The organism is Paracrocinitomix mangrovi (genome assembly GCF_019740355.2).
Lineage (GTDB): Bacteria > Bacteroidota > Bacteroidia > Flavobacteriales_D > Crocinitomicaceae > Paracrocinitomix > Paracrocinitomix mangrovi.
Map to the genome: position 1 here is coordinate 1,300,746 of NZ_CP091819.1, position 20,183 is coordinate 1,320,928.

Below are 20,183 nucleotides of genomic sequence, written 5' to 3' on the forward strand. Positions count from 1 at the left end.
AAATGTTGGGATGCTAATTATTCGGTGAGATGAGCTCAAAAAGCTGAACTTTCTGATTATTATTACCAACTAAGAAAGCTGTTCTACCTTCTTTACCAATTTTAATAACAGAAATGCTTTTGGCATTATGAGGGGCATAAAACCCACTCTCTTTAGCTGGAACATAATCAAATTCACCCTCCTTATTTTGTAATAAAACAACACCACAACCAGCATCATACCTAGTAGTTTCAACTTCAGAGTTAAACCTGTTCCCTACCCCAATGATATCTAACAGCCCATCATTATTAATATCAATTACTTCAAAATCATTTAAAAATGAAAATTGAGCCTCAGTTACAAAAGGTTTAAACTCCATTCCTTTTTCACCATTGTTCAACAAAACACCGCTTCTAAATTCTGTAACCTTATAATGGAGAGACTTTTCTAGCTTTTCCTTGCCGTAAATATCTTCCAAATGTGAATTGGCAAATGACAGATAAGTTGGGAATTTCTCAACAATAAAAGGCATTTGGGTACTTGAACACTCTCTCCCTCTAACGGGTAACTGATAATTATCTCTATTATATGCAAGTACAATATCCAAACTCCCATTTGCATCAAAATCATTTGCATAAACTTCTAAAGGATGATTTGCAGATGCTTTAAATTTATTATTGATTCCTGCATTTCCAAGAACATAATCATCATCTCCATCATTGTCAATGTCAACTGCCTTAATTGTTGTCCACCATCCAGGAAGATTAACCCAGTTTTTATGATGAATGTAAACTCCTTTGACATTTTCCATCAATTCAATATTCATCCATTCACCCACCAACAAAATATCTTCATCTCCGTCATTATCTATATCAGAAAAAACGGCGTCATTTACCATTCCTAGATATTCCATTTGAGGAGCAAAGTCCTTGGTTCTATCTCTAAAAAAGCCTTTTTCACTTCGGTATAATTTTGTTTTCCCGGCATAAGGATACTTTTTCGGGTAGGCCGGACCACAAACTATAAAATCAGTATCGCCGTCTTTGTCAAAATCATTTGAAACAATTTTACCAGAGTTGATTAGTTCTTTAGAAGGCATTGCATTTTTAACCCAGCCAAATCTTCCTATACCATCTCCTATGTAAATTCTATTTTCTAATGCAGTATCTCCTTCTGCAAATTGATATCCCCCAGAAGTGATAAATAAATCGATCTTTTTATCTCCATTTACATCAAAAAGTACAACATCTCCATCTTCAGAAGATTGATGATTATAAAAGGACCTGCTAAGCATTGATTTAAAAGTACCATTAGGATTTTGAAGATAAACTCCTGGAATTTTGCCAACTGAAGAAGAAATAACAAAATCTTCCAATCCATTGTTGTCAATATCCGCCACATCAATTGCAGGACCTTTAGTAGACATCATATGCGGCAACAAAACTTCTTCCTCAAAATCATTATACTTATTGTCAACATATATTGCATCTAACTTCATGTCTGCAGATATTTCCTTGAATAGTTGCTTTTTAATTGGCTCTTCTTCCAATATTTCAGGATAAGACAAATCTTCTTTTAACCTTATAATATTAAAGTTTGAATTACTAAGAGATATCTTGTATTTAGATCCATCTCTTTTGTGCATAACAATGTACTCGATAGGGTCTTCTTTATCAGAATAAAAAATGATTTCCTTTTCAACTGTAGAGGCATAACCTCTCACAAAATAAGCTTCTTTATACTGGCTTTTTTTAGCCGATTTAGCTTCAAAAATCAATCCTGCCAATTCGGCTTGAGGAATTCTATAAGTTTGGAGAACTACAGTACAACCGGCTCTTGGCAATGTATTTTCATAAACGGATGCTAGTGTATCAACATTGTTTAGCACTAAATCTAAATCACCGTCATTATCTAAATCCGCATATGCAGCTCCGTTAGTATTAATACGCTCATCTACACCCCAGTCCACCCTTTTATCTTCAAATTTCAATTTACCTGTATTCCTAAAGAAGAAATTTTCAATTTTAACTGCAGGAATTAATTCCAAAAACTCTTGTATCGTTATTTCACCTTTCTTGGCTTTAGCTTGATCCAAAAAATAACCTATGTCATTGTTTTTAGTATCTCTTTTGTACCCATTCGATATAAATAAATCTTGATAGCCATCCATATCAATATCCATAAACAATGGAGCCCAACTCCAATCAGTTTTGGCAACTCCTGCATACTGAGCAATCTCTTGAAAACTTCCCATACCTGTATTGAGATGCAACATATTGTGCATGTACTGATATCCCCAGCCTAATTGAACCCTTGCAAAAAATTTCATGGGATCCATGGATGCCATGTTGGTTTTAGATCTTTCGTGCTGTTCAAAAGCCATATCAACACTTATGTAGTCAAATAAACCATCATTATTGAAATCTCCTACGTCATTTCCCATTGAATAATTACTGGTATGCTTCAGGTAACTTAAATTCTCATCAACAAAAGTGTTATTCTGTTGATTGATAAAAAGATGATCTGGTTCATCAAAGTCATTGCAAACAAGGATATCAGGATATCCATCTTTGTTAACATCACTAACTGCCAGACCTAATCCGTATCCAAATTCTTTTATCCCTGATTGCTGAGTTATATCTACAAACTGACCATCAATATTTTCTAGTAATACATCACTTTCAATTTGACCTGATTCTATTTTTTGAATCAACTGCTGAAAATCAACATTGTGCTTAAAATCTCCTGGATGTCCCATTACATAAAGATCAAGGTCTCCATCAAGATCAATATCTAAAGGTGCCGCTTGAGTATAATGACCATTTAAATTTAAACCATATTGTTCCGCTTCCTCTTTAAAAGTCCCATCTCCCTGATTGATGTACAATACATTAAAAAGTTGATCTACATACTTATCTGGACCACTTCTACATACATATATATCATCCCAACCGTCAGCATTTACGTCAAAAATACAAACACCCGTACTCCATCCATTCTTTTTAATTCCTGAAGATTCAGTAACATCTTTAAATTTTAAATTCCCTAAATTTTGATACAATCTGTCATCAACCATATTACCTGCCAGAAATATATCCGGTAACTGGTCATTATTAAAGTCTATTATTCCAACTCCAGCGCCATTGTACAAATAATCATATTTCATGATATTTGTTTTTTCATCTTCAGATATTTGATTGTTAAAATTGATTCCTGAAAGATTAGCATTCACTGATTTATACGCACTTTGCTGCCCGAGTGTAAAATATGTGATAGCTAAAATGAATGTCGATAACAAAATCTTCATAAATTCATCAATTCAAGCATAAGTAATCAATTTTCGTACCCCTAATTTAAATGAATAAATTCAGGAAAATAGAATGTAAACCAAATTGGAAGAATATTGTTTCAAATCTTGAATCATTTCAGTCTATCTCATTCATAAGAGATGACGACAATTTCCTAATAGCGTGGGATACCAAAGATGAGCTTCTTTTGGAAGATGAATTTTCATTTGAAAAGTTTGAAAAATTTAAAACAAAAAACACTGAGGAATACATTTTTACTGCGCTTAGCTATGACATTAAAAACTACATTGAATCTTCATTGATTAGTAAAAATGAAGATTATGATAATTTTCCAACAGCTATCTTTTTTACTACTAAAAACATATTTATTTCAAATAATGGGACAGCTATCTATGCAGGTAAAAATTCAGATAAAGACATATTGGAGCTGAACAATAATTCTTCGTTAATAGCCAAAAACGATAATGTTACTTTGAATGAAATAGTATCCAAAAACAATTACATTTCTTCTATTGAAAAAATTAAAGATCATTTACAAAGAGGTGATATATATGAAATGAACTACTGCGTTCCTTTTAGAGCTACGAATTGCAAAATAGATCCTATAAACACATTCATTAAACTGAATAATAAATCTGAAGCTCCGTTTAGTGTATTATTAAATATTAAAGATCATAGCATTATTTCCGCCTCTCCAGAAAGATTCTTTAAAATCAGTAACGATATCATTTATTCTCAACCTATAAAAGGTACAGCAGCTAGAGGTGATAATTTTGACGAAGACAATAAATTAAAAAACAATCTAAAAAAAGATAAAAAAGAAATTGCAGAAAATGTTATGATCGTGGACTTAGTAAGAAATGATCTTTCAAAAATTGCTAAAAGAAATTCTGTAATGGTTGAAGAATTGCATGAATTATATAGTTTTCGGACAGTTCATCAATTAATTTCTACTATTTCTTGCTTGATTAAAGACGAAACTACTTCTTCAGAAGTAATTAAAGCTCTTTTCCCAATGGGTTCAATGACAGGTGCTCCAAAAGTTTCTGCTATGCAAATTGCGGATCAATTAGAAGTTTTTCAAAGAGGTATCTATTCCGGTTCTATTGGTTATTTTGAGCCTAACGGAAATACCGACTTTAACGTGATTATTAGATCACTCGTATACAACAGGAAGAAAAAAACAATTTCAGCCGCTGTAGGAGGAGCTATTACTATACTTTCAGATCCTGAACAAGAGTATGAAGAATGTAAGTTAAAACTTAAAGCCTTGGCTGAAACATTATGCTAGAAAGATTTAAGGAAATTATATTTTCAGACTACCCTGACATCAATGATAGAAAGATTTTTCTTGCAATGAGTGGTGGAAAAGACTCAATGGTCCTATCTGTTCTTTTAACAAAATGTAATATAAAACACATTCTTTTACATTGTAATTTCCACCTTAGAGGGGAAGAATCTGATCAAGATGAATTATTTGTCAGGAATTATGCCCTGAAAAATCAAATTGAATTACGAGTTAAAAATTTCAATACAATTGAAGAAGCAAACAACCTTAACTTAAATATTCAACTTGCTGCTAGGAAATTGAGGTATGACTGGTTTTTTAACGAATTAAAATCTAATAATGATCTTTTACTAACTGCCCATCATCTTGATGATTCTATTGAAACTTTCTTTATCAACTTATTGAGAGGAACAGGTATCAAAGGTATTTTGGGAATTCCAAAATACAATCAACAAATTTACCGTCCACTTAATAAATTCACCGTAGATGATATTTATAGTTTTATTGATCAACAAAATATTGAGTATAGAGAGGATTCTTCAAACAAACTATCAGATAAATATTTAAGAAATAATATTAGGCATAACATTATTCCTTCATTTTTAGAACTTGAACCTGAGTTTAAAAAGAAAATGAGCTCGTTCTTTGATGAAATGTCTGACATTAATGAGCTAATAGAAAAAATAGCATCAAATTTTTCCTCTGAAATTGTTACGAGTGGGAATTTAAAAAGTATAGGACTTGAAAAAGTAATTCAACTCAACAATACAATCCTTTTGAGAGTATTCGATCCATTTGGGATTAAAAGATCTAACATAAAGGAATTCATTAAGTTTCTTAAGAATTCAAATACTGGGTCTATCTTTAAAAGTACAGAATTTGAATTTTTACTGGATAGAGATAGAATTTTTATCCGACAACAAGCTTTAAAAGTTGATGTTGCCATTAACATTGACGATTCTATTCCTGCTCAAATTGAAATATTTCATAAGCAACTAAAATTTGAGTTAAAGAATAAGGCTGATTTTTTAAATGACGTTATTTACCTTGACAAAGGTAAAATAGAGTTTCCTTTAAAGGTACGCAATTGGCAAAATGGTGATAAAATTCTTCCATTAGGATTAAATGGAGGGAAATTGGTTTCGGACATTCTTATTGATAAAAAATTCTCATTATTCGAAAAAGAGGAAATTATCGTAATAGAAGACAATACAGGGAAATTAATAGCAATTCCACCATTTTTAACTTCTGAAAATTTTAAAGTGGATAATCAAACTTTTGAAATTCTTGTTATCCAATATAAATGATCAAGCGATTGTTTCTTTTTTATACATTATTGCTTAATTTAACAGCATGGAGCCTATCGTTAATGAAAATTCAACTATTGTTCTGGAAATAGATATTTATCGTATTATATGGAAGGATAATGTTAGACTAGAGCGAGCAGATGTTGAAGAAGCAGTTCGAATCTACGACGAATTAACAGATGGTGTTAAAGATCTCAAAGTTCTACATGTATTTCCAAAAAACACTTCAATTACTAGTGAGGCTAGACAATGGAGCGCTAAACGTGAACGTCCTGCAATTGCAGAGGCTTTTGTAATTCACAGTATCATTCACCGTAATCTTTTTAAACTGTATCGGAAATTTCGATCTGTGGATTATCCTATGAGAGAATTTTCAACTGAATCAAAAGCGCTTGAATGGCTTAATGAATATTAGTCAGGTATTTTAAAAAGTATTAAGGTTTAAGAAACTTTATCCCTACCCAAATTACCACCATCTTAAAACAAAAAAAGCCTTGCTCCAAGAGGAACAAGGCTTAAAAAAGTGGCATCCACATACTCTCCCACCCTCAAAAGGGCAGTACCATCTGCGCAAGTCGGCTTAACTTCTCTGTTCGGAATGGTAAGAGGTGGACCCGACCGCCATAGACACCGAAAATCGTCGTACCAAATTGGCACATAAATGTCTTTGGTTAGTCATAAACGCTAAAATTCTAGCGTGTAGTATCTAACAACTAATGTCTAAAAATAAACATTGAGTTATGTTGAAGTAGTGAGTTACTTGTGATTATAAGTCTACGGGTAATTAGTATCACTCGGCTTTGATGTCACCATCTTTACACCTGTGACCTATCAACGTCGTCGTCTTCAACGACCCTTAAAAGATATCTCATCTTGAGGCGAGTTTCGTGCTTAGATGCTTTCAGCGCTTATCTCATCCATCCGAACATAGCTACCCTGCAATGCAGCTGGCGCCACAACAGGTACACCAGAGGTTCGTCCACCCCGGTCCTCTCGTACTAGAGGTAGGTCCTCTCAAATATCTAACGCCCACAACAGATAGGGACCGAACTGTCTCACGACGTTCTGAACCCAGCTCGCGTGCCACTTTAATGGGCGAACAGCCCAACCCTTGGGACCTTCTCCAGCCCCAGGATGTGACGAGCCGACATCGAGGTGCCAAACCACTCCGTCGATATGAGCTCTTGGGAGTGATCAGCCTGTTATCCCCGGAGTACCTTTTATCCTTTGAGCGATAGCCCTTCCATACGGAACTACCGATCACTATGCTCTACTTTCGTACCTGATCGACTTGTAAGTCTCCCAGTCAAGCACCCTTATGCCATTATACTCTACGCACGGTTACCAAGCGTGCTGAGGGTACCTTTAGAAGCCTCCGTTACTCTTTGGAGGCGACCACCCCAGTCAAACTACCCACCACACAATGTCTCCCTCTATGAGGGATTAGGTATCGAATAATCCAAGGGTGGTATTTCAACAACGACTAACTTACTCCTGGCGAAGCAAGATCAAAGTCTCCCACCTATCCTACACATGAATTATCCAATAGCAATGTGAAGCTATAGTAAAGGTTCACGGGGTCTTTCCGTCCCGTTGCGGGTAATCGGCATCTTCACCGATACTACAATTTCACCGAGCTCATGGCTGAGACAGTGCCCAGATCGTTACACCATTCGTGCAGGTCGGAACTTACCCGACAAGGAATTTCGCTACCTTAGGACCGTTATAGTTACGGCCGCCGTTTACCGGGGCTTCAATTCAATGCTTCTCCGAAGATAACATCTCTTAACCTTCCGGCACCGGGCAGGTGTCAGACCCTATACTTCATCTTTCAATTTCGCAGAGTCCTGTGTTTTTGATAAACAGTCGCCTGGGCCTATTCACTGCGGCTCTACCGGAGTAGAGCGTCTCTTCTCCCGAAGTTACGAGACCATTTTGCCTAGTTCCTTAGCCATGAATCACTCGAGCACCTTAGATTTCTCATCTTGACTACCTGTGTCGGTTTAGGGTACGAGCAGTTAATATCTGAAGTTTAGAGGTTTTTCTTGGGAGCATGATTAGGGTCATTATCCGATTGTCTAAAGACGCTCGGTACTATCAGGTTCAACTCATCAGCGGATTTGCCTACTGAATCAACGTCTACACCCTTCAACGAACACTTCCGTCAGTTCGCAGACCGGTCACTTCTCCGTCACCCCATCACAATATTAACTGGTACAGGAATATTAACCTGTTTGCCATCGGTATCTCCTTTCGGATTAACCTTAGGTCCCGACTAACCCTCAGCTGATTAGCATAGCTGAGGAAACCTTAGTCTATTGGTGAGCGGGTTTCTCGCCCGCTTTATCGTTACTTATGCCTACATTTGCTTTTCTGTACACTCCAGCATACCTCACAGTACACATTCAACGCAGTACAGAATGCTCCCCTACCATAAATCCATAGCTTCGGTAATATACTTATGCCCGATTATTATCCACGCACGATCACTCGACTAGTGAGCTGTTACGCACTCTTTAAATGAATGGCTGCTTCCAAGCCAACATCCTAGCTGTCAAAGTAATCACACAACGTTAAAACAACTTAGTATATATTTGGGGACCTTAGCTGATGGTCTGGGTTCTTTCCCTCTCGGACATGGACCTTAGCACCCATGCCCTCACTGCTGAGAATCATGTCATAGCATTCGGAGTTTGTCAGGGTTTGGTAGGCGGTGAAGCCCCCTAGCCCTATCAGTAGCTCTACCTCTATGACACTATACTCAACGCTGCACCTAAATGCATTTCGGGGAGTACGAGCTATTTCCGAGTTTGATTGGCCTTTCACCCCTACCCACAATTCATCCAAACACTTTTCAACGTGAACTGGTTCGGTCCTCCACCCCGTTTTACCGGGGCTTCAACCTGATCATGGGTAGATCACACGGTTTCGCGTCTACCCCCGCTAACTAATCGCCCTATTCAGACTTGCTTTCGCTTCGGCTACGTATCTTAAATACTTAACCTTGCTAACGAGGAGTAACTCGTAGGCTCATTATGCAAAAGGCACGCCGTCACCCGTAGGCTCCGACCGCTTGTAAGCATATGGTTTCAGGTTCTCTTTCACTCCCTTATTCAGGGTACTTTTCACCTTTCCCTCACGGTACTTGTTCACTATCGGTCTCTCAGGAGTATTTAGCCTTACCGGATGGTTCCGGTTGATTCAGACAGGATTTCACATGTCCCGCCCTACTCAGGATACTAACAGGTATAAAACTCATTTCAAATACGGGACTTTCACCCTCTGCGGTTTAACTTTCCAGATAAATTCTTTTATGCGTTCTAAGTCCATCTTTAGTCCTACAACCCCAAAATTGCCGAAACAACTTTGGTTTGGGCTTTTTCCATTTCGCTCGCCACTACTCTGGAAATCACTATTGTTTTCTCTTCCTCCGGGTACTTAGATGTTTCAGTTCCCCGGGTTCGCCTCCTTTACAGGATAATACATCTTCAATGTACTAGGTTGCCCCATTCAGAAATCTACGGGTCAAAAGTTATTTGCACCTCACCGTAGCTTATCGCAGCTTATCACGTCTTTCATCGCCTCTGAGAGCCTAGGCATCCACCATATGCTCTTAGTAACTTATTAATCTTGTTACTCACTACTTCAATCAATACTCAATATTTCAATGAACTTTAAAACTCAACCCTTAAACATGTTTTTCTAAAGTCGGCTGACTCATGTCTAAGAATTTCATCGTCTTCGTGGAGAATACCGGAGTCGAACCGGTGACCTCCTGCGTGCAAGGCAGGCGCTCTAGCCAGCTGAGCTAATTCCCCTAATTTGTAGTCCTGCGCAGATTTGAACTGCGGACCTCTACATTATCAGTGTAGCGCTCTAACCAACTGAGCTACAGGACTCTCTATTTTCGATCATCCCGCTTGCTTCACTTTTCACTCTCCCTCTATATTAACGGGAGGGCAAAAATTTAATAATATCGAAAAGATAAAAGAAATAGCTAGTACTCAAATTAAGAGTGACAGCCTCTCTAGAAAGGAGGTGTTCCAGCCGCACCTTCCGGTACGGCTACCTTGTTACGACTTAACCCCAGTTACTAGTTTTACCCTAGGCCGCTCCTTACGGTTACAGACTTCAGGCACTCCCAGCTTCCATGGTTTGACGGGCGGTGTGTACAAGGCCCGGGAACGTATTCACCGCGCCATGGCTGATGCGCGATTACTAGCGATTCCAGCTTCACGAAGTCGAGTTGCAGACTTCGATCCGAACTGAGACGAGTTTTTGAGATTTGCATCATATCACTATGTAGCTGCCCTCTGTACTCGCCATTGTAGCACGTGTGTGGCCCAGGACGTAAGGGCCGTGATGACTTGACGTCGTCCCCACCTTCCTCGCGGCTTGCGCCGGCAGTTTTCTTAGAGTCCCCATCCGAAATGCTGGTAACTAAGAATAGGGGTTGCGCTCGTTGCGGGACTTAACCCAACACCTCACGGCACGAGCTGACGACAGCCATGCAGCACCTTGTAATCTGTCCGAAGAAAAATCTGTTTCCAAATCTGTCAGACTACATTTAAGCCCTGGTAAGGTTCCTCGCGTATCATCGAATTAAACCACATGCTCCACCGCTTGTGCGGGCCCCCGTCAATTCCTTTGAGTTTCATTGTTGCCAACGTACTCCCCAGGTGGATTACTTATCACTTTCGCTTAGACACTGACTGTGTATCGCCAATATCGAGTAATCATCGTTTACGGCGTGGACTACCAGGGTATCTAATCCTGTTCGCTCCCCACGCTTTCGTTCATGAGCGTCAATGTTAGTTTAGTAAGCTGCCTTCGCTATCGGTGTTCTGTGTAATATCTAAGCATTTCACCGCTACACTACACATTCCGCCTACTCCAACTAAATTCAAGCCTATCAGTATCAATGGCAGTTCCATAGTTGAGCTATGGGATTTCACCACTGACTTAATAGGCCGCCTGCGAACCCTTTAAACCCAATGATTCCGGATAACGCTTGGACCCTCCGTATTACCGCGGCTGCTGGCACGGAGTTAGCCGGTCCTTATTCGTTTGGTACCGTCAGCCCTCTACACGTAGAGGGGTTTCTTCCCAAATAAAAGAAGTTTACAATCCGTAGGACATTCTTCCTTCACGCGGCATGGCTGGTTCAGAGTTGCCTCCATTGACCAATATTCCTCACTGCTGCCTCCCGTAGGAGTCTGGTCCGTGTCTCAGTACCAGTGTGGGGGACAACCCTCTCAGGCCCCCTACCTATCGTCGCCTTGGTGAGCCGTTACCTCACCAACTAGCTAATAGGACGCATACTCATCCTGTACCGCCGAAACTTTAATTATGAAAACATGCGAATTCATAATACTATGGAGTATTAATCCGAATTTCTCCGGGCTATCCTCCAGTACAGGGCAAATTGTATACGCGTTACGCACCCGTGCGCCGGTCGTCAGCAAAAAAGCAAGCTTTTTCCTGTTACCCCTCGACTTGCATGTGTTAGGCCTGCCGCTAGCGTTCATCCTGAGCCAGGATCAAACTCTCCGTTGTATAAAAAGTTTAAATATAATTTCCAATTGACTGCAGGGTCTTAATTCTTGACTTTGCTATTCCTTATCTTTTCAATTCCTCAAAGAACTCTTTCTTTTGTACTAAATACTCATCAGTATCCAGCTTATCTCCTCTATCTCCTCTATCTCCCTCAATTTTTCCCGACTTTCTGATATCGTCTTACCAAAACGGGAGCGCAAAGATAGACAACTTTTTTCATTACCAAACTTTTTTTCAAGTTTTTTTAATTTATTTTTTTGTCCACCTTTTCAAATAACGTTTCGCTCAAATGCGGCCGCAAAGATACGGTGGTTATTTTAATTAAAAAGCTTTTTTGAAGTTTTTTTTTCGTTTTTTTCGCCCTATCTTTTTTTATCCTCGATAAAGGCCTTCAAATCAACTTTATGCACACAAAAAAAATCGACTAATTTTTTACGCTTTTTTAAAGAACGGAACCTAGTAAACGGATAACTTTCGAATTAGTTTCAAATATTCCATGTTTTGGATACTCTTTTTTTCTTGAGATAATAAAAAGTCTTCTGTTGCTACCTTACCTTCTTTTATACCTATCATTATATTAGATCTTCCCTGTAATAAACTTACAACTGCTTTCTCCCCAAACAAAGTAGCATTTAATCTATCTATAAATGTCGGTCTGCCTCCTCTCTGAATGTGTCCTAATACAGAAAATCGAATCTTATCAGCCAAATGCTGCTCAGCTAAATAATCATATAACTGTTGCGCCCCTCCTATTTCATCTCCCTCTGACACTATTATTATAGATGACCTGTTAGCTGCAATTGCTTTCTTAACCTTTTCCTTTATTTCAATTAAATCTTCTTTTTTCTCAGGCATAAACACTTCCCTGGCTCCACTTGCAGCCGCCGCATATAAAGCCAACGTTCCAGAATTGTTTCCCATTACTTCAACTAAAAATATTCTATGATGAGATGCTGCTGTATCTCTTATGTTATCTATAGAATTAATTATAGTATTTAAAGCAGTGTCAAAACCTATAGTATACTCTGTACCATTAATATCATTGTCTATAGTGCCTGGGATACCAATGACAGGAATATCAAATTCATTAGAAAATATTGACATCCCCATAAAAGTCCCGTCTCCTCCTATAGCTATTAATGCATCAATATTTTTAGCTGCTAAATTTTCATAAGCTTTTGCCCTAAATTCTTTTTCATGAAACTCTTTACATCTTGCCGTACCCAAAATAGTTCCGCCCATCTGCAGGATATTAGAAACATCTTTATACTTCAACTCCTTGATTTCATTTTTAATCAAACCATTTAAACCGTCATAAACTCCATACGGAACTAAATCATGATATAAAGCTGCTCTCACAACTGCTCTAATACACGCGTTCATTCCAGGTGAATCTCCACCTGATGTAAGTAAGGCAATATTTCTTATTTTTGATGACATGAAAAAGGCTTTTATAATGTTAGTCTTGCTCATCACCTTTACTAATTCCTTTAGTCAGGATGATGTTATTGAGCAAAGATTTTTCTTCGGAGTAAATGTAGGAGTAAAATTTGCAAATAAAAACTATGCAAATAGATATGGTGGCTGGTATCAAGATAAACTTGACTATACATTAAATCTCCAACAAAACTATCTAGCTATATATGAAATATTAGGGCAAAAAGATTTTTTCCTTGATTATGACGGATTCCCTACCATTGTTAGATATCAACCAGGACTGCTCACCGGCGTTACAATGGGATTTAAAGTAAGTCCTAATTTACAAGCAGGTATTGATGCGGATTTTTCAAAACTTAAAGTTAATAGTGGCTACACTATACAGGTAATAGATCCTTCTCAAACTATTTCACAAGAACAATACAGAACTGGATATATAACTGCTGAAGAAAGTAGATTTAATGGTAGATTTAATTTAGACTATATAATAGAAGGGAATGATAAAATAAATTATGTTGCCGGAATTAGTGGTTTATTTATGGGATGGAGAATAGACAAACACATAGCTTTTTATGAGACATATCAAATGTCCTTGTTCTCTGTTCATGACCCTACCAATAATTTTACTGCTAAAACAGGTGGTGTTGGATGGGGCGTTGGAGCAAATGCCGGAATAGAATACAGGTTTAATGATAAAATTGTAGCCCAAATTATGTATCAACCTTATTTACAAAAAGCTGAATATTTCAGTACAAAAAGTGATATCGCTAATTTGGGATCTGCATATGTAAAACCTTCTTTTAGATTAGAACATGATCTTACCGTTAGAATTTTATGGAAATAATTTATGGAATTCAATTTTAAGTTGCATCTATTAATTGTTAACCATTTAAACTAGGTAATTGATATGTATATTTAGCATATGCTTTTTGGGTTATTTACCAGAAAAAATATTCGCCAGTTAGATGATCTTCAATTGGTGCAGCTTGTTTTAAACAAAGACAATCAAGCGACGGGAGAATTGTTTACAAGATACTCCCCTTTGGTATTTGGACTTTGTTTAAAGTATATGAAAAATACGCAAGCCGCAGAAGACATCATGATGAACATCTTTGAAAAACTACCTGAAAAACTGCAAAAATCTGAGATTAGCAATTTTAAAAACTGGTTATATAGTGTTAGCAGAAATGAATGTCTGATGGATTTAAGGAAAAAGAATCCTGAAGGAGGAGATTTTGAAACTGCCGCACTTTTTGCGATTAACGAAGATGATATAAAGTTGAATCAAATGCTTCAAAAAGAACAACAACTTGAAAGTTTGGATTTAGCTATTAAAGAATTGAAAGATGAACAGAAGATTTGTGTAGAACTTTTTTACTTGGAGAAAATGAGCTACGAGCAGATAGTAGCACAAACTAAATACCCTTTAAAAAAGGTAAAAAGTTATATACAAAATGGTAAACGCAATTTAAAATTGATTTTAGAACAGCAAAGTGAGTTCAAATAAAGAACATATAGATTTTGAATTAATTAAAGATTACTATAACGGTAATCTAAATCCTGATGAAATGCGTGCTTTAGAAATCAAAGCTCAGGAAGATCCTTTTTTGTATGAAGCAATGGAAGGTTATGAAAATAATCCTGGAAGCATATCGCATTTAGATTCAATTCAAAAAGTAAAAGCAAAAATAAACTGGTCTACAATTGGTATAACAACGGTAATAGGAGGTGGTTTAATTTACCTACTTGCGGTTTTAATTAAACCTGATATCCAACCGGTAGAATTTGATGTCGCAGCTACAAACATTGAAGAATTTGATGAAATAGAAATTGTTCCAACCGCAATTGACACAATGACTGTAGCTGAGCATGATGATCAAATTAAACCCTCAGAAATAGTTATTAATAAACCACAAATTGAAGAAATAAAATCTGACAGTAGCCTTAAGATTATTGAGGACAATGAGCCTGTTATCATTGTTATTGATGATAAAATAGATATTGAAATTGACAATCAATTAATTCCTGAAAAGGTAGAACGTGGCAAGGTGATTTATGCACCATCTAAATACTACTATGACTTATACGTTGTTGACTACAGTAGAATAGATAGACCTGATACTAAAATTCATTACACAAGAACTATTATGACCGGTTTATCAGCACAATACGAAAGCGAAGAAGCAAAAAATAACAGAGAACTAATTGAAGAAAAAGTAGATGTCCCTTATATGGAGTATCTTGAAAAAAGCATACAGCAGTTTTCCAGTGAAGCTTACAAGAAATCATTAAGCAGGTTCTTGACTATAATTGAGCAGTATCCTCAAGATTTAAATGCCCATTTTTATGGAGCTCTTTGCTACTATGACATGAAAAACTATGAACAAGCATTGGTGTTTTTTAATGAAGTATTGAGAATTGAAAAGGCTTCGGGCTATATAGCTTTTAGACAAGAAGCAAAATGGTACAAATCAAAAACACTAATTAAGTTGAATAGAAAAGAGGAAGCTAAATCTGTTTTAGATGAAATCATCATGGAAGGACAGTTTTATGCTAAGGAAGCGATTGAATTAAAGAAATCACTCTGATTTTTTAAAGCTTTTTATCCAACCTTCTATTAGGATTGACTAACTTTGACACCCTGAAAATTTTTTAGAAAAGTGTCAATGGAAATCCCTAAACAATACGATCCTAGTAAATCAGAAGACAAGTGGTACAAACACTGGATGAATCAAAGATATTTTCATTCAGAACCAGACAATCGTGAGCCATATACAATTGTTATTCCTCCACCAAACGTAACAGGAGTGTTACACATGGGGCACATGTTGAATAACACCATTCAGGATGTTTTGGTAAGAAAAGCAAGAATGGAAGGCAAAAATGCTTGTTGGGTTCCAGGAACAGACCACGCCAGTATTGCAACTGAAGCCAAAGTTGTAAAAAAGCTTAGGGATGAAGGGATTAAAAAATCGGACCTGAGTAGGGATGAGTTTTTAAAGCATGCCATGGACTGGAAAGACAAGTATGGCGGCGTTATCCTTGAACAATTGAAAAAATTAGGCGCATCATGTGATTGGGACAGAACCAATTTCACAATGAACCCTGAATACAGTGAGAGCGTTATTGACACTTTTATTGACCTTTACAAAAAAGGCAAAATTTACCGTGGTTTGAGAATGATCAATTGGGATCCTCAAGCCCAAACTGCCTTATCTGATGAAGAGGTTGAGTACAAAGAAGTTAATTCTAAACTTTATCACGTTAGATATAAAATTGAAGGATCAGAAGATGAGTGGTTAACAATCGCCACTACTCGTCCTGAAACAATTTTAGGTGATACTGCAATTTGCGTTAATCCTAATGATGCTCGTTATGCCAATTTAGTTGGTAAAAAAGCTATTGTACCTATTGCAGACAGAGCCGTTCCTATTATCCAAGATGAATATGTTGACATGGAATTCGGGACTGGTTGTTTAAAAATCACTCCTGCTCATGATGAAAACGATTATGGTTTAGGTCAAAAACACAAGCTTGAAACCATTGACATTTTGAATGATGATGGATCATTGAATGAACATGGTTTACATTATTCTGGTAAAGACAGATTTGAAGTTAGAACTCAAATTGCAAAAGAGCTTGACGAAAGAGGATATATGATCAAAATTGAAGATCATATCAATAAAGTTGGATATTCTGAAAGAACAAATGCTGTTATTGAACCTAAGCTTTCACTGCAGTGGTTTGTTAACATGAAAGAATTGTCTAAACCGGCTTTAGATGTTGTGATGAATGGAGAAATTAAATTCCATCCTGACAACATGAAAAACACTTACAGACACTGGATGGAAAACATCAAAGACTGGTGTATTTCAAGACAATTGTGGTGGGGACATCAAATTCCAGCCTGGTATTTTGGTTCTGGGCCAAATGATTACGTAGTTGCTAGAACTGCAGAAGAGGCAGCTAAATTGGCATCTGAAAAAACAGGAAAAGAAGTTATTAAGGAGGCTTTAAAACAAGATGAAGATGTATTAGATACGTGGTTCTCTTCTTGGCTGTGGCCTATCTCAACTTTTGACGCTACAATCATCAGAAATGGTAAAGAAGCTGCAAATGCAGATTTAAAATATTACTATCCAACCAATGATTTAGTAACAGCTCCGGAAATTATGTTCTTCTGGGTGGCTAGAATGATCATTGCCGGAATTGAATACTTAGGTGAAGTTCCATTTAAAAATGTATACTACACAGGTATTGTAAGAGATAAATTAGGACGTAAAATGTCTAAATCTCTTGGTAACTCACCTGATCCAATTGAATTGATGGAAGAGTATGGTGCAGATGGAGTAAGAGTTGGGATATTGATCTCGTCTCCTGCTGGAAACGATTTACCATTTGATACTTCACAATGTGAACAAGGAAGAAACTTTGCCAATAAAATTTGGAACGCCCTTCGTCTTGTTAACATGTGGGAATGGAAAGATATTGAGCAACCTGAAGCGAGTAAATTAGCCATTGAGTGGTTTGAAAGCAGACTCAATCAAACTATTGCATCCGTAAATAATTTAATGGATAAGTTCAGAATTTCTGAAGCATTGATGACCATTTACAAATTTGCCTGGGATGATTTCTGTAACTGGTATCTTGAAATGATTAAGCCAGAATATCAGCATCCGATTGATACTGCAACTTTAGATAAAACCATTGAATTCTTTGAGCAAGTTGTAAAATTAGCTCATCCATTTATGCCACATTTGACAGAAGAAATTTGGCATTGGTTAAAGGACAGAGAAGAAGGAGAAGATATTATCATCTCAAAATGGCCAACTGCAAATAACATCAATGAAGATATTTTAAAAGAATTTGAAGTTGCTTCTTCTGTTGTTACTAATATCCGTAACATCAGAAAACAAAAGAATATAGCCAATAAAGTAGAGATTGAATTGTCCATCAAAATAAATGCAGATTATTCAAAGAAATTTGATCCTGTAATCAATAAAATGGGGAATATTTCAAAACTGGCTTATGTAGAGGAAAAAGTAGCAAATGCTTTCTCTTTTATCGAAAAGAACAATGAATATTTTATTCCTTTTGGTGAAACTGTAGATGTTGGGGCAGAAAAGAAAAAAATTGAAGAAGAATTAGAATACGCAAAAGGTTCCCTTGCTATTGTTCAAAAGAAACTAAGCAATGACAAGTTTGTTAATAATGCTCCTGATCAAGTAGTTGCAATGGAACGTAAAAAAGAAGCGGACGCTATTAGCAAGATTCAAATTCTTGAAGATAAATTGGCAGAATTAAATTAAGTAAGATGAAACAGTTTGCGTTATTATTTTTAGTTGCAATAAGTTTTTCAATTCATGCAAAAAAAGGTGCAGAAGTTAAACTAGCTCAAATTGAGATTTATAACGGACTGGTTAAAATCAAAGTTCCATCAACTTTTAAACAGTTGGCTGATGGAGACATTAAATCTTTATATAGTAAGGAACTTCCTGCTATTAAGATGGCTTATGCTGATACCGATAAAAATGTAAGAATTGGATTTGGATCAACTCAGTTAAATGCAAAAGAACAAACCTTGCCAGCCATCACTAATATGATTGAAGGATGGTTGAAAGAACAAAATCCTAAAACCAAGTGGAAGGACAAAAGTGTAATTGATGTGAATGGCGCTAAAGTTGGATATATTGAATACATCCAGAAAAAGCCGGAAAAAAATTACAAATTCGTGTTCTTTACCTTGTTCAGAGGACAGATGTTAGCTTGTAAATTTCACGCACCAAAAAAAGGATTTAAATCGTGGCAAACGATTGCGCATGAAATGATGCAATCATTGATAATTGAAAAAGAAAAGAAATAATTAGTTTAGTACAAATAAAATATTTTACCTATGGATTATGATGTTGTAATAATTGGTTCCGGACCTGGAGGTTATGTATGTGCAATCAGATGTGCGCAATTGGGATTAAAAACAGCTATTATTGAAAAGTACAACAACCTTGGTGGTACATGTTTGAATGTTGGATGTATTCCGTCTAAAGCGCTATTAGACTCTTCTGAGCATTATCATAATGCAACACATAATTTTGAAAAACACGGTATTGATACATCTGCGGTTAAAATTAATATGAAGCAAATGATTGCTCGTAAAAATGACGTAGTAAATCAAACCAGTGATGGTGTAAAATATTTGATGGACAAAAACAAAGTTGATGTTCACTATGGTCTTGGTTCTTTCGTAGACAAAAACACAGTAAAAGTCACGGATGAAAAAGGAAAAGAATCTACAATTACAGCTAAAAATGTCGTAATTGCTACAGGTTCAAAACCTAATTATTTCCCTGGAATGGAACCGGACAAAGACAGAATCATTACATCTACTGAGATGTTAAATCTTGAAAAAGTTGCGAAAAACTTAATTGTCATAGGTGGTGGAGTAATAGGTTTAGAGTTAGGTTCTGTTCATGCTAGACTAGGTGCTAACGTAAATGTTGTTGAATTTGCAGATTCAATTCTACCAACAATGGACAGTGCTGTTAGCAAAGAGTTAACTAAAGTTTTAAAGAAAGAAGGATTTAAATTCAATTTCAACCACCGTGTTCAAAATGTAGAAAATACCGGAAAAGGTGTTGTTGTAACCGCTTTGAATAAAAAAGGAGAAGAGGTGAAATTTGAAGGTGATTACTGCTTAGTTGCTGTAGGAAGAAAACCTTATACAGAAGGATTAGGTTTAGACAATGCAGGAGTTAAAATGGGTGAAAGAGGAATGGTTGATGTTGATGATCATTTAAAAACTAATGTTGACGGAATATACGCTATTGGTGATGTTGTTAGGGGAGCAATGCTAGCACATAAAGCAGAAGAAGAAGGTGTTTTTGTTGCTGAATTAATTGCAGGACAAAAACCTCATTTGAACTATAACCTAATTCCAGGTGTTGTATATACTTGGCCAGAAGCTGCAGCAGTAGGAAAAACTGAAGAGGAATTAAAAGCTGAAGGTGTAAAATACAAAGTTGGATCATTTCCTTTAAAAGCTTTGGGAAGAGCCAGAGCAAGTATGGATATTTTAGGAATGGTAAAAATATTAGCAGATGCTGAAACAGATGAAGTACTTGGAGTACACATGGTTTCTGCCAGAGCTGCAGATATGATCATGGAAGCAGTAACAGCAATGGAATATCGTGCTACAGCTGAAGACATGGCAAGAATTTGTCATCCTCATCCAACATACACCGAAGCTACTAAAGAAGCTGCACTTGCTGCTACAGAAGATAGAGCATTGCACATTTAAACCAGTAGATTAAA

At 36.7% G+C, this 20,183-nt stretch carries 11 protein-coding genes, 2 tRNA genes and 3 rRNA genes; 9 read left to right on the forward strand and 7 right to left on the reverse strand.

Going from position 1 to position 20,183, the window contains the following annotated elements; translation table 11 throughout:
- Positions 1–13: 13 nt before the first annotated feature.
- Positions 14–3,286 carry an FG-GAP repeat domain-containing protein gene (locus K6119_RS05845; protein ID WP_221836520.1) on the reverse strand — a complete coding sequence of 1,091 codons (3,273 nt, stop codon included), beginning with the start codon at positions 3,284–3,286 and terminating at the stop codon, positions 14–16.
- Positions 3,287–3,336: 50 nt separating this feature from the next.
- On the opposite strand from K6119_RS05845, the gene K6119_RS05850 reads away from it, so the two are divergent.
- From K6119_RS05850 to K6119_RS05860, 3 genes are read left to right on the forward strand one after another with little or no spacing between them, the layout of a single operon-like run.
- A complete protein-coding gene (locus K6119_RS05850) occupies positions 3,337–4,578 on the forward strand; it encodes an anthranilate synthase component I family protein (RefSeq protein ID WP_221836522.1) in 1,242 nt (413 codons plus the stop codon).
- Positions 4,572–5,882, forward strand: a complete 1,311-nt coding sequence (gene tilS, locus K6119_RS05855; protein ID WP_221836524.1) for a tRNA lysidine(34) synthetase TilS — start codon at positions 4,572–4,574, stop codon at positions 5,880–5,882. Before K6119_RS05850 ends, tilS begins: the two co-directional genes overlap by 7 nt.
- A 46-nt stretch (positions 5,883–5,928) precedes the next feature.
- Positions 5,929–6,297 carry a DUF7793 family protein gene (locus K6119_RS05860; protein WP_221836526.1) on the forward strand — a complete coding sequence of 123 codons (369 nt, stop codon included), beginning with the start codon at positions 5,929–5,931 and terminating at the stop codon, positions 6,295–6,297.
- Positions 6,298–6,403: 106 nt separating this feature from the next.
- Here the strand turns inward: K6119_RS05860 and rrf are convergent.
- The 6 genes from rrf to pfkA all read right to left on the reverse strand — a co-directional run bounded on the left by rrf (position 6,404) and on the right by pfkA (position 12,911).
- A 5S ribosomal RNA gene (gene rrf, locus K6119_RS05865) occupies positions 6,404–6,517 on the reverse strand.
- A 129-nt stretch (positions 6,518–6,646) separates the two neighbouring features.
- Positions 6,647–9,509, reverse strand: a 23S ribosomal RNA gene (locus K6119_RS05870).
- 117 nt (positions 9,510–9,626) lie between these two features.
- Positions 9,627–9,700: transfer RNA gene (locus K6119_RS05875), tRNA-Ala, on the reverse strand.
- 7 nt (positions 9,701–9,707) lie between these two features.
- A tRNA-Ile gene (locus K6119_RS05880) sits at positions 9,708–9,781 on the reverse strand.
- Between the two features lie 132 nt (positions 9,782–9,913).
- Positions 9,914–11,438, reverse strand: a 16S ribosomal RNA gene (locus K6119_RS05885).
- The 16S, 23S and 5S rRNA genes sit together here with 2 tRNA genes alongside, the layout of an rRNA operon.
- 456 nt (positions 11,439–11,894) lie before the next feature.
- Complete coding sequence (gene pfkA / locus K6119_RS05890; protein ID WP_221836562.1) at positions 11,895–12,911, reverse strand: 6-phosphofructokinase; 1,017 nt, start codon at positions 12,909–12,911, stop codon at positions 11,895–11,897.
- Between pfkA and K6119_RS05895 the strand changes: the two genes are divergently transcribed.
- From K6119_RS05895 to lpdA, 6 genes are all read left to right on the forward strand, one after another.
- Positions 12,895–13,719: a hypothetical protein gene (locus K6119_RS05895; RefSeq protein WP_221836565.1), complete on the forward strand. Its 825-nt coding sequence runs from the start codon at positions 12,895–12,897 to the stop codon at positions 13,717–13,719. The genes pfkA and K6119_RS05895 overlap by 17 nt on opposite strands.
- Before the next feature lie 78 nt (positions 13,720–13,797).
- Complete coding sequence (locus K6119_RS05900) at positions 13,798–14,382, forward strand: RNA polymerase sigma factor (RefSeq protein WP_221836568.1); 585 nt, start codon at positions 13,798–13,800, stop codon at positions 14,380–14,382.
- Positions 14,369–15,463, forward strand: a complete 1,095-nt coding sequence (locus K6119_RS05905) for a tetratricopeptide repeat protein (RefSeq protein ID WP_221836570.1) — start codon at positions 14,369–14,371, stop codon at positions 15,461–15,463. The genes K6119_RS05900 and K6119_RS05905 overlap by 14 nt, the downstream gene beginning before the upstream one ends.
- Positions 15,464–15,541: 78 nt before the next feature.
- The gene (locus K6119_RS05910) at positions 15,542–18,184 is read left to right on the forward strand and encodes a valine--tRNA ligase (protein WP_221836580.1); all 2,643 of its coding nucleotides are present in this window, start codon (positions 15,542–15,544) and stop codon (positions 18,182–18,184) included.
- Positions 18,185–18,189: 5 nt separating this feature from the next.
- Positions 18,190–18,738, forward strand: coding sequence for a hypothetical protein (locus K6119_RS05915; RefSeq protein WP_221836583.1), 549 nt, complete (start codon positions 18,190–18,192; stop codon positions 18,736–18,738).
- Between the two features lie 30 nt (positions 18,739–18,768).
- Positions 18,769–20,169, forward strand: coding sequence for a dihydrolipoyl dehydrogenase (gene lpdA, locus K6119_RS05920; RefSeq protein ID WP_221836586.1), 1,401 nt, complete (start codon positions 18,769–18,771; stop codon positions 20,167–20,169).
- The last annotated feature ends 14 nt before the right edge of the window (positions 20,170–20,183 follow it).

Bases quoted from the DNA above. Each gene is read 5' to 3' on its own strand.
- K6119_RS05845 (WP_221836520.1), bottom strand. From the start codon at position 3,286: ATGAAGATTTTGTTATCGACATTCATTTTAGCTATCACATATTTTACA.
- K6119_RS05850 (WP_221836522.1), top strand. From the start codon at position 3,337: ATGAATAAATTCAGGAAAATAGAATGTAAACCAAATTGGAAGAATATT.
- tilS (WP_221836524.1), top strand. From the start codon at position 4,572: ATGCTAGAAAGATTTAAGGAAATTATATTTTCAGACTACCCTGACATC.
- K6119_RS05860 (WP_221836526.1), top strand. From the start codon at position 5,929: ATGGAGCCTATCGTTAATGAAAATTCAACTATTGTTCTGGAAATAGAT.
- K6119_RS05895 (WP_221836565.1), top strand. From the start codon at position 12,895: ATGTTAGTCTTGCTCATCACCTTTACTAATTCCTTTAGTCAGGATGAT.
- pfkA (WP_221836562.1), bottom strand. From the start codon at position 12,911: ATGAGCAAGACTAACATTATAAAAGCCTTTTTCATGTCATCAAAAATA.
- K6119_RS05900 (WP_221836568.1), top strand. From the start codon at position 13,798: ATGCTTTTTGGGTTATTTACCAGAAAAAATATTCGCCAGTTAGATGAT.
- K6119_RS05910 (WP_221836580.1), top strand. From the start codon at position 15,542: ATGGAAATCCCTAAACAATACGATCCTAGTAAATCAGAAGACAAGTGG.
- K6119_RS05915 (WP_221836583.1), top strand. From the start codon at position 18,190: ATGAAACAGTTTGCGTTATTATTTTTAGTTGCAATAAGTTTTTCAATT.
- lpdA (WP_221836586.1), top strand. From the start codon at position 18,769: ATGGATTATGATGTTGTAATAATTGGTTCCGGACCTGGAGGTTATGTA.